The organism is Streptomyces sp. NPDC006265, from assembly GCF_040613555.1.
Lineage (GTDB): Bacteria > Actinomycetota > Actinomycetes > Streptomycetales > Streptomycetaceae > Streptomyces.
The window spans coordinates 1-10,313 of sequence record NZ_JBEXSH010000258.1 but is presented as its reverse complement, the minus strand read 5'-3'; the positions used below and the strand labels follow the sequence as shown (position 1 = coordinate 10,313).

The following is a 10,313-nucleotide window of genomic DNA, read 5'->3' as shown; positions in this document are numbered from 1 at the left end:
GTACGAGACTTCTTGCGACGGACCGGGAGGGTGGCGCGGGGGCCGGGGGGTGGGTGATCATCCGGGGGTACGGCTCCACGGCGGCCGTATAGCGGCGTCGGCAGACCTCCGCGATCCGCGCACGCCGCTCGGGCGCCAGCGCAGACAGGCGATCCAGGAACATCTTCTCGTACCGGTCGACCTCGCGTCGAAGCTCCGTGGCGGCTGCGTCGCCGAAGAGCTCCACGAAGGCGGCGTACACGTTCAAGGTGCCTGAGGCGATGTCCGGCTCGTAATGCTGGAGGTCGTTCGCTATGTCCGCGAGCACCTCCACCGGCCAGAGCAGGTCCCGGGTCGCGGGATCCATCGGACGCCCGCGCAGCGCGAAGGTCATGGCACGCAACAGGCGTACGTCGGTGGGCCGCAGTTCGGCCAAGGCAAGGGCGTCGTCCCGGGTGATGGTCCCGCGCGACGTGGTGCCGTTCTCCAGGCGGATGAACCGCTCCGCCTCGTCGACTAAGAAGGCCACGTCCTCGTTCCACGCCCCCAGCGCCCGCAGCACCTTCTCGAAGGCCCTCTTGTAGGTGTGGAACGCCTCGTAGTCGCTGTTGTGCACGGCATCGAGATCCACCGCCGCATTGCGTTCGGCCAGGGAGTCGACGCGGTAGACCAGGTACTCGACGCCGAGCAGCACAGGCGTCAGCCGCAGGCGTTGCCGACGCGGCACCTCGTCCACCACGTAGTACATCCGCAGGACGTAGTCCCGCACGATGCCCGCGGCCTTTCCCAGAGGAGTCGACGCCAGGCCAACCGAGCTGTTCATCATGCTTCCTTTCCGGAGATGTTCGGGGGAAGGCAGACGTCGAGGCGCCAGGCGACCGCGAAGCCGACCACTAGTCCCAGCAGGCAGCCGCCCGCGACATCGGCGGCGTGGTGGGCATCGGCTAGGACGCGGGAGATCCCGACAGCCGCCACGAGGAGCGGGCCCATGCCCAGGCACAGCCACCACAGCGGTGTGCCGGTGCGCATCACCACCAGCAGCACCACGAGGACGAGCGTCGCGGAGGCCATGTGGCCGGACGGGAAGCTGAACTCGGCATCGGGCGGTGTGCCGTCGGCTGGCACCGGGGCCAGCCGTCCCACGAGAGGTTCGAGCAGCATCTCCGCCGCAAACTGCACGGTGAGCCCAGCGAGCACCCACAGGGCGGCGCCGAACCGGCGACGGCCCAGCAGGACGCCGAGGACTGCCAGCAGGCCCACGCCCAGCAGGGTCGAGCCGGCCAGGTCGGCCCACCCGCCGATGCCAAGCCAGGGCCCGCCCGACGTCCCGAGGGCGCGGTCGGCGAGTGCCCAGGTGCCGGCGTCGAACGCGCTGATGGCATCGCTCTCGGATGCCACCTGCGCGGTCAGCATGACGAGCGCCACCGCCGAGACCGCCGATCCGACGAGGTGCCGGGAGGCAGTCCCGGCTCTGGCGCCGGTCACGGCGTGGGCTCGACAGGGGTGTGTTCGGCCGAGAGGGCATCGCCGGGCTTCCTGGCTGTGACCTGGAAAGGCGTGATGTTGACGCCGGTGGCTCGGCAGCCGAACCGCTCGGCGATGCGGATCACGCATCCACCGATCCCGCAGTCGGCGGCCATGATCCGACCCTCGGGAGTGATCCCGACGACCGGCGCCAGGTACCGGTCATCCGGCGCCGCGCGGTGAAGTGGTTCCGGATCCCGCTGTCGTAGAACCCGAAGTACAGGGCGCCAGCCTTCTCACTGCGCCACAAGTGGCGGTAGTCCCAGCGCGTGCTCTCGAAGTGGTCGACGACCTGTTGGCAGGTCGCACTCATGGCCATTCCCTTCCTGCCGTCCGGTGGCGGACGACATCCCCGTTAATCGTCAATGGAGTGGGGATTCTTAGAACCTGCGCCAGGGTGACATGCCAGCGGCGCGAATGCGGCGGTGGAGTAGGACGCAGTAGGCGGCGTCGAGCAGGAACGTCCATCCGTACATCACGTTGATCAGCGGCGTCAGGGGATACGAACGGTTCCCTAGCGACTTCCGCGTGAAATCGGACCAGCTCGTCGGCCAGGTCCGTTGCGGTGAGGTGGTGACGGTGAGCGCCGTGGCGATCCAGGCGCACAGCGTGCCCAGCCACTTGCCGACGGCGATGTACATCGACTGGCCCGCAGGCGATCCGCGGTCCTCCAGCATCTTGATGTACAGGATCGACATCATGAGGTTGATGCCGAACCCGGTGTACTCCCCGTCGGGATCTGCTAGATCGATGAACGCGTGGTAGTTGACCGACAGAGCGACGGCCAGGCACAGCCCGAATATCGGGCGGAAGTACCGACCGAGGGAGCTGTTCGGAAACTGTGCCGCGCCGTACTTCCACACCTGCCACGCGATCACAGCGTCGACTAGGAAACCGAAGATGCTCGCGGTGTGGAAGTAGTCGCCCAATGGGTCCAGGAGGAAACCGTAGGCGAACTCCCAGGTGAGATTGGCGAAGAAGGCTGCAAGTGGGACGCCGTAGGTCTGGTCGGCAAAGCCTCGGTAGACGATCGCCACGTAGGCGACCAGCCATCCGACCGCGCATAACATGCCGAACAGGACGACGGCGCTCGACACCCCTTCGGCCGCGCTCTCCTCCTCATGCCGTTCGACCGCCGGGTCCGGATAGTCGCCCCAGGCGGGGGCGCAGTGGAGCGTGAATGCGTGTTGCAGCCGCTCGCGATCCGCGGCGCCAAGGGATTGCAGCCGCTTCTCGAACTGCGCCTTGAAATCGGCCACTTCGCCGCGAAGTCGCTCCGCGGCCCCGTCCCCGTAGATGTCGACGAAGGCGGAGTAGATGTTGGTGCGCTTGATCGTGTCGGTGTTGGCGGCGTACTGCGTCAGGTCCCACGCGACGTAGGCCAGGGTCTCGGCCGGCTGGAGCGCCTCGCGGAGCGCCTCATCGCCGTGGCGACCCCATGGTCGACCGAGGTCACGGACGACGCGCAGCTCGCTGGGAGCCAGTTCCATGAGCCGGCGCAACTGGCGGGGCTCCGCCGCGCTCTGCCGGACCGCGAATTCCGTTTCGGCGAGTTCCACGATGTCCTGATGCGCGCGCACCCCATCGGGAATGTGGGCACAAAGCCGAGCTAGAGCCTTTTCGATGCAGGCATCCCGAAACCCTGCCATATGCCCGAATAGGCGCCCTCCGGCAGGTTCTGGAGCAAGTGCCGCAAGACGGCCGCGCTTCATCGCGAATGCCAGGTAGCGCGCCGTCAAGCGCAGTGGCGTGGCGCGAAGTTGCCGCTTCAGGGACGACCCGAGGACAGGACCGTGGATGCCCTCGCTAACGGCGACCTCGGTGGCACGTCGTATCGGTGGGGCCACTTGGGTGACTACCGAGGTCAACAGCTGTTTGGCGCGCCGAGAAGCCGACAGCCTCAGGGTTCTTGTCCTACTCAATCCAGCCTCCTAGAGCCGAATCCCGCGTGGCCCGCCCGATCCGCGGACGCACAACCGCCTTAGCGGAACTGGGAGTTCCGGGTTGTGGTTACCCGAACGGATGATGAACATGGTGTACCATAACGATCCGCACCGTCCAGGCTTACCTGCAAGACCTAGCGCACAGGTCTGAACTCTTTTCATCGTTGAACGTCGCCTGTGCCGCTCCTCGCAGATACGGTTACTCCAAACCACGGGGGTTTGCAATGGACGTCGTTTTAGGGCACTCGCTGTCGGCCGAAGAGGCCGATGGATTATGCGCAGCAGCCCGGACCACGCTGACCGCCCAGGGCTCTCCCGCGAATCCCTCTTTCTATAAGGGGTTAGAGGAGTACGTCCATCGAATACCGGAATCAATCCGCACGGTACTGAATGCACTCCGGGAATCGCGCTCGCTGTGCGCGCTGCGAATCTCGGGGGTGCGCGTCGACCCCGATCGGTGCGGGTCGACCCCGCTTTCCTGGCAGGAAGCCCTCGACGACAGCCGCCAGGATTTGGAGGAGGCGCAACTGGCGCTCCTGGCGTCCTGTCTGGGCGATGTCTTCGCGTGGCCGACCATCCAGCGGGGCCGGATGGTGCAGAACCTGATTCCGGTCGAGAGCGATCGGGAGGAGCAGAGCGGTCATGGCTCGGTCGCCCTGGAGTGGCACACCGAAGACGGCTTCCACCAGGACCGATGCCGCTATCTGGCGCTTCTTGGCATCAGGAATCCCGACCAGGTGCCCACCACGCTCGGCAGCGTCCACGACGTGCGGCTGGCCGAGCACCACCGATCCGCGCTCCACGAGCGACGCTTTCTGATCCGCCCGGACCTGGAGCATCTGCGCCAACTGGCCGAGTTTGCCCCCGAGAACGAGATACTCCGGCGCGCGCACGAGATGAACGAGAACCCGGAGCCGGTCGCCCTCCTCTTCGGTGATCCCAAGGCTCCCTGCCTGCGGATCGACGCGCCCTACACGACTGCGCTGCCCGACGACGACGAGGCCGCCGAGGCTCTGGCCGCGGTCGTCGACGAGCTAAGCCGCGCCCAGCGGGACGTGGTGGTCGGCGAGGGCGATGTGCTGATCGTGGACAACTACCGTGCCGTGCATGGCCGACGGGCCTTCCACCCACGGTTCGACGGCACAGACCGCTGGTTGAAGCGGATGAGTGTGGCCAGCACTCCGCTGTCCGACGTGGGAGCAGGCATGGACACGCGGGCGCAGGCGCTCTGAGCGGACTGGCCAGCCACCGGTCGCTGTGTCCTGCGTGCACCGATCCAGCCGTCATTTCTCTGAGCAAGAGGTCCCGGAGAGCCGAACGCAGCACCTCAGGGCACCGGATCAAAGCGGCTGGCGCGGGAATCCACGCCCATCCTTGGGTCCTTCGCCGTGATCCGGCTTCATTAGCGCCGCCCAGTCACTCGATGACTCGTTCAACGAATACATGGGGGAGTGAACGCTCATGTCCTTCACAGTTGACAACACCCAAGCAGAAGTAGACTTTCCGGTTCCGATGGAGAATTTTCGCCGCCAGGTGAACGAAAGGCTGCGCTCCTCCGTGGACTCGGTGGAACCGCCTCGGCTACGCGAGGCGATGGCCTATTCGCTGCTAGCCGACGGAAAGCGCATCCGGCCGACTCTGTGCCTGTTGACCTTCGAGATCTTCGACACCGACGTCGCGATTGCTCTCCCCACCGCCTGCGCCCTGGAAATGCTGCACACAGCGTCCCTCATCCACGACGACCTACCGTCCATGGACAACGACGATTTCCGCCGCGGCAGTCCTTCCAACCATCGGGTATTTGGCGAGGGCATGGCTCTGCTGGCCGGCGATGCGCTGCTCGCCTACGCCCTGGAGTTCATCCTTCAGAACGCCGAAGCCTTACGCCCGGAGAAAATCCTGGGCGTCATGGCCAAACTGATCGAGGTGGTCGGCCCGTCCGGTCTGTCCGGCGGCCAAGCAATCGACCTCTATTGCCAAGGACGCGAACAGGTCGACCCGTGGACCGTGGAGGAGATGCACATCAAGAAGACCGGCGCGCTCATCGAGGCTTCCGTGGTCACCGGGGCGATACTCGGAGGCGCGTCGCGAGACGACATAACCCGTCTCACGACCTACGCGAGAAATCTCGGACTTGCCTATCAGATCGTCGACGACATACTCGACGAGACGTCGACCTTCGACGAATTCGGAAAGGAGGTCGGCCAGGACCGGGCCGCGGGCAAATGGACGTACCCCCGGCTGATGGGGGTGGAGCAGGCGCGCGAGCGGGTACGCGAACTGATCACGCGGGCGGTGGCAGAGCTCGACGGGTTCGGCGAACGTGCGTCGATGCTCCGCTGGGCCGCCCAAGTCGTCCACGACCGGGCCGCGGCGTGATCGGCGCGGACGGCTCCCGAGAGGAGCTGGAGACCGGTCCCGCCTCGGCCCTCCCACCGAATCCCGCCGGGGCGAACATCGCCGCTTCCTGGTACGCCGCGATCAGGAGTTCGCGACTGGGCAAGGGGCCACACCGGATGCGGTTGTTCGGGCGTGAGGTGGTGCTGTGGCGTGATCGACGAGGAGTGGCGCGGTGCGTCGCCGCCCACTGCCCGCACCAGGGCGCCAACCTCGGTCTCGGAGACGTCGTCGACGGCCAACTGCGCTGCCCCTTCCACCACTGGCGGTTCGACGGGAACGGGGTCTGCTCCGCCATCCCGGGGCTCTCGCGCATTCCGACGACTGCCCGGACGCGGTCCTACCCCACCCGAGAGGCCCACGGATTCGTCTGGGTCTGGTACGGCTCTGCCGAACCCCTCTTCGAACTGCCGGAGTTCCCGGCGCTGTCCGGCAGGCCCCGTCGCTACCTCGGCTTCTACTACGACGACGCGACGACCGGGACGATCCGACATCTGTTGGAGAACGCGGTCGACCACCAGCACTTCAGCGCGCTGCACGGACTGGATCTGGACGGGGTGGAGTTCCGCGTCCTGGCCGAGCAGTCCGAAGCGGCGGACAACGGCCCGCCGCTGTCGCGGGACGACGCCTGGTTCGGCGTGTGGTTCTCCGGCCGGCCGTGGCGCCCGCCTCTGCGCCGCGCGCCCCTCGCGTGGCTCACCGGTGTCGTCTCTACCTTCGCGATGGGCCGCCGTATGCAGCTGCTGGTCGACGGGTGGCCAGGCGGACAGCGGTTCACGGCGTACGTGGATGGCATCGAGATCTACAAAGTGATCATGGGGATCGTCCCCGAGGGAAACCGGGCCACCCGGCAGGTCGGCTGGGCGGGGGTACGCCGCACCGGACGATGGCACCGCACCCTCTTCAACTACGCCCTGTTCTGGGTCCAGAACCGCGCGGGGACCTTCCAGGACGTGCCCGTCTACGACTCGACCCGCAACGCCCAGCCCACGGTCTACGTGCGCTACGACAACGGGCTGCTCCGGTTCCGCCGCTACTACCAGTCGTGGGTCGACCGCGCGACGGATGACGGAAAGGTCGGTACATGAGTCTCGCGCCGGTACGAGGGCAGCCGCCCCGCGATCTCGAACCGCCCCGCGATCTGGCGCGCGGGTGGTACGTGGCCGAGCGCTCCACCCGGGTCGGACGACGGCCCCGGGCCGCCGCAGTGGCCGGAGTGGAAGTGGTGGTGTGGCGCACGGGCGGCGGCGCGGCCGTGGTCATGGACCGATTCTGTCCCCACCAGGGAGCCGCGCTGGAGCTGGGGCGGGTGGTGGACGGCGCGCTGCGGTGCGCGTTCCACCACTGGCGGTTCGATGGCGAGGGGACCTGTGTGGCCGCCCCCGCCACCCGGCGGGTGCCACGCGGTGCCTCAGCCCGGGTCTACCCGTCCTGGGAGGGGCTCGGCCATGTCTGGACCTGGGTGGGCTCGGCGGTCCCCGAGTACCCGCCGCCGGACTTCCCCCACCTGGACCGGACGTCGCCGGCCCACCGGCGCTACCAGTTCACCTTCGACACGAACGCGACAACTCGCCGGGTCTTGGAGAACGGCTTCGACCTGCCTCACTTCCCGGTGGTCCACGGGATCACCGGAGATCTGCGACTCACCTGGGACGCCGAGGAGAACAAGCATACGATCGGGGCACGCATCACCACGGACTCGATCGCCTTGCCGGCCCCGCTGGACCGGCGCCCGGGCCTGGAGCGGCTCTGTCTGCACCTGCGCTCGACGCCCTCGTACCAGGTGCTGTCCTTCGAGCTGAATGACCGCCCGGTCGCACACGAATTGCTTGCGGTGACGCCGGTGGCCGAGGGCGCGACCACGATGCACGGCTGGACCGTCATGCCGCGGGCTGGCGGTCTGCTCGGCTCAGCCCCGGTCTTCTGGGCGTACCGGCTCCAGCACTGGTGGGGAACCCGGGCGGACCTGCGTATCTACAGGGACGCCGAGGAGACCGACGGCTCGATCAACACCTCGGACGACGAAGGCGTACTGCGGTTCCGCCAGTTCCATCGCCGTTGGACAGGGCAGGGGACGGAGTGAGGGGGCAGCCGGGGCCGACGCGGAGACGACGGCGGACTGTTGAGGAGGGGACCGGATGAGGCAGAAGACGTCCGAGCGGATGGCCGCGTTGGCGCGGCCGGTCACGAACCTTGCCTCGGGCTGGTATGTCGCGCTCCCCTCGGCGGAGCTGCGGCGCAAGCCGCGTCAGGCCACCCTGTTCGGGAATGCCTACGTCGCCTGGCGAGGCGACGACGGACGGGCTCATGTGCAGAGCGCGGTCTGCCCGCACGCGGGGGCCGCCCTGTACGGCGGCAAGGTGGTCGGCGGCACACTTGAATGCCCCTTCCACCGATGGCGGTTCGACGACTCCGGGGCGTGTGTGTCCGTGCCGGGGCGGCGACCGCCAGCCCGGGCCGCCGTCACCCCGCTGCCCACACGCGAGTGCTCGGGCTATGTGTGGGTGTGGTACGGGAGCGGGCCGCCGCGGTACGAACCGCCGGACCTTCCGGACCTTCAGGCTCGGCGGTTCCCGAGCACCCGCAGCTTCCGGCTGGCCGACCCGACCAGGGCCACCACCCGGCGGATCCTGGAGAACACCTACGATCCGGACCACCTGGTAGCCCTGCACGGGCTGACGGTGGCCGGAGAAGCCCGGATCACAATCCCGACCACGCGCGAGACGCCGAACGGAACGGCGGCGGACACCGGCCCGGAGGAGCGCTGCGACGCAACCTTGACCTGGCCCTCGTACCGGGGCCCGCTGGGCGCAGTGTCGAACGTGTTCGGGCTCAACGCCGACGAGTTCACCCTGCGGCTGCGCGGCTGGGCGAGCTGCCAGGAGATCGAGTACTTCGCGGACGGCCGACGCCTGTACCGGATGGTCCTGGCCGTCACCCCGATCGGGGAGCACCACAGCGTTCAGCACATCAGCGCCGCCGTGGATGCCGACGGTGCGGGGATCGTGGGGTGGTTGCGCGCGCTCGTCCACCGTGCCGAGGTGCAGGTGGCCGCCCGCCAGGACCTCCCGGTCTTCGACACCCTGCTGCCGGGAGACCGGCACGGCATATATGTGCCTGGGGACGAGGCGGTCCGGCGGTTCCGGCGGTTCTACCAGCAGTGGGTGGAGTTGGCGCAGCGTGGCTGAGGGCGTCGTAGATCTGATGGAGGCCGCCGAGCTGCCCGTGGAGCGGGTCGGGGGCAAAGCCAAGGGGTTGGGTCGGCTGGCGGCGGCGGGGTTCCCGGTGCCCCCCGGTTTCTGCCTCCCGGTGGACGTCTTCGCCGCCTCGGCGGGCCGGGAGGAGGACGACGGGAGCGCCTATGGCTCGGGGCTCCTCCCCGACGCGGTCGCGCAGGTGCAAGCGCGCTGGGAGTCCCTGCACGCGCCGCACGGTGTCGCCGTGCGGTCGTCGGCCACCAGCGAGGACGGCGCGACGAGCAGCGCCGCCGGCCAGTACGAGAGCGTGCTCGGTGTCCGCACCTTCAAAGAGTTACTGGCCGCCGTCGGCCGGTGCCAGCGGTCCCGGTACTCAGCCGCCGCCGAGGTCTACCGAGGCCGGATCGGCCTGGCCGACGAGGCTCCCGCGATGGCCGTCGTGGTGCAGGCGATGGTGGTCCCCACATGGGCCGGCGTGGTGTTCACGGCGGAGGCCCCGGTCACACAAGCCGATCATCTGGTCCTCGTGGAGGCAGTCGAAGGGCTCGGCACACAGCTCGTCGACGGGGTGGTGGAGCCGAACCGGGCGGCGTTCTCCCGGAGCGAACCGCACGCGCCCGCGTTCAGCACCGCGTTCGGGGAGCGGATGGGTGAGACGGAGGGGCGCGAGGGCCCCCTCCGCTCGCTGGTGCGGACAGCACTAGCGGTGGAGCGAGCGCTGGGCGGACCGCAGGACATCGAGTGGGCCTTGGACGGCACCGGACTCCACCTGCTGCAGGCCCGCCCGATCACCGCCGCCGTCCCGCATCCGACCCGGTTCGGCGACTGGGTGAGCGAGGTCCCCGGGGCACGGTGGGCCCGGATGAGCATCTGCGACTCGTGGCTGGCCGACCCGCTCTCTCCGCTCTTCGCGACCACGCTGTTCCCGACACTGATCGACCGGTGGGCGACCAACTGGGGCGGTCCGCCCGAACGACGGGCTCGGAGCCCGCTGCTCCCGGAGCCGATGCACGGGACCGTGAACGGGTTCGCCTATCTGCGGTTCGACTTCCCCCTCTCCCGGCACCCCCTGCGCACCCTGCGGCTCACTGCGCGCTGGCTGGGCTTCCACCTCTCGCCCGTGGAGCGGCGCTGGCGCGGCGAGGTGCTCCCCGCGCTCCGGGACGGCCTGGAACGGGTGCGAGACACGCCGCTCACCGACCTCACGTCCGCCGAGGTACTGCGGCGGATCCGGACCGTCGAGGAGCTGAGCGCCCGCTACTGGGCGGTGATC

The 10,313-nt window shown here is 68.5% G+C and carries 11 protein-coding genes; 6 read left to right on the top strand and 5 right to left on the bottom strand.

Annotation, left to right across the window (positions count from 1 at the left end; all coding sequences use genetic code 11):
* The 5 genes from ABZ281_RS21385 to ABZ281_RS21365 form a co-directional block, all read right to left on the bottom strand.
* The coding region (locus tag ABZ281_RS21385) for a hypothetical protein (protein ID WP_356657679.1) at window positions 1-805 on the bottom strand (805 nt) is incomplete at its 3' end.
* Window positions 802-1,464, bottom strand: a complete 663-nt coding sequence (locus ABZ281_RS21380) for a phosphatase PAP2 family protein (protein ID WP_356657677.1) — start codon at window positions 1,462-1,464, stop codon at window positions 802-804. The genes ABZ281_RS21380 and ABZ281_RS21385, both read right to left, overlap by 4 nt.
* The gene (locus tag ABZ281_RS21375) at window positions 1,461-1,589 is read right to left on the bottom strand and encodes a hypothetical protein (protein ID WP_356657675.1); all 129 of its coding nucleotides are present in this window, start codon (window positions 1,587-1,589) and stop codon (window positions 1,461-1,463) included. The genes ABZ281_RS21380 and ABZ281_RS21375 overlap by 4 nt, the downstream gene beginning before the upstream one ends.
* The gene (locus ABZ281_RS21370; RefSeq protein ID WP_356657673.1) at window positions 1,586-1,816 is read right to left on the bottom strand and encodes a hypothetical protein; all 231 of its coding nucleotides are present in this window, start codon (window positions 1,814-1,816) and stop codon (window positions 1,586-1,588) included. The genes ABZ281_RS21375 and ABZ281_RS21370 overlap by 4 nt, the downstream gene beginning before the upstream one ends.
* Window positions 1,817-1,883: 67 nt before the next feature.
* The gene (locus tag ABZ281_RS21365; RefSeq protein WP_356657671.1) at window positions 1,884-3,242 is read right to left on the bottom strand and encodes a hypothetical protein; all 1,359 of its coding nucleotides are present in this window, start codon (window positions 3,240-3,242) and stop codon (window positions 1,884-1,886) included.
* Between the two features lie 641 nt (window positions 3,243-3,883).
* On the opposite strand from ABZ281_RS21365, the gene ABZ281_RS21360 reads away from it, so the two are divergent.
* The 6 genes from ABZ281_RS21360 to ABZ281_RS21335 all read left to right on the top strand — a co-directional run.
* On the top strand, window positions 3,884-4,678 hold the full coding sequence (locus ABZ281_RS21360; RefSeq protein WP_356657669.1) for a TauD/TfdA family dioxygenase: 795 nt from the start codon (window positions 3,884-3,886) through the stop codon (window positions 4,676-4,678).
* A 229-nt stretch (window positions 4,679-4,907) separates the two neighbouring features.
* On the top strand, window positions 4,908-5,825 hold the full coding sequence (locus ABZ281_RS21355) for a polyprenyl synthetase family protein (protein WP_356657667.1): 918 nt from the start codon (window positions 4,908-4,910) through the stop codon (window positions 5,823-5,825).
* Window positions 5,822-6,931, top strand: coding sequence for a Rieske 2Fe-2S domain-containing protein (locus ABZ281_RS21350; protein ID WP_356657665.1), 1,110 nt, complete (start codon window positions 5,822-5,824; stop codon window positions 6,929-6,931). Before ABZ281_RS21355 ends, ABZ281_RS21350 begins: the two co-directional genes overlap by 4 nt.
* Window positions 6,928-7,926, top strand: coding sequence for a Rieske 2Fe-2S domain-containing protein (locus ABZ281_RS21345; RefSeq protein WP_356657663.1), 999 nt, complete (start codon window positions 6,928-6,930; stop codon window positions 7,924-7,926). The genes ABZ281_RS21350 and ABZ281_RS21345 overlap by 4 nt, the downstream gene beginning before the upstream one ends.
* Window positions 7,927-7,981: 55 nt before the next feature.
* Window positions 7,982-9,031: a Rieske 2Fe-2S domain-containing protein gene (locus ABZ281_RS21340; protein ID WP_356657662.1), complete on the top strand. Its 1,050-nt coding sequence runs from the start codon at window positions 7,982-7,984 to the stop codon at window positions 9,029-9,031.
* A partial coding sequence (locus tag ABZ281_RS21335) for a PEP/pyruvate-binding domain-containing protein (protein WP_356657660.1) occupies window positions 9,024-10,313 on the top strand: 1,290 nt, incomplete at its 3' end. The genes ABZ281_RS21340 and ABZ281_RS21335, both read left to right, overlap by 8 nt.

Bases quoted from the DNA above. Each gene is read 5' to 3' on its own strand.
- ABZ281_RS21370 (WP_356657673.1), bottom strand. From the start codon at position 1,816: ATGAGTGCGACCTGCCAACAGGTCGTCGACCACTTCGAGAGCACGCGC.
- ABZ281_RS21355 (WP_356657667.1), top strand. From the start codon at position 4,908: ATGTCCTTCACAGTTGACAACACCCAAGCAGAAGTAGACTTTCCGGTT.
- ABZ281_RS21345 (WP_356657663.1), top strand. From the start codon at position 6,928: ATGAGTCTCGCGCCGGTACGAGGGCAGCCGCCCCGCGATCTCGAACCG.
- ABZ281_RS21340 (WP_356657662.1), top strand. From the start codon at position 7,982: ATGAGGCAGAAGACGTCCGAGCGGATGGCCGCGTTGGCGCGGCCGGTC.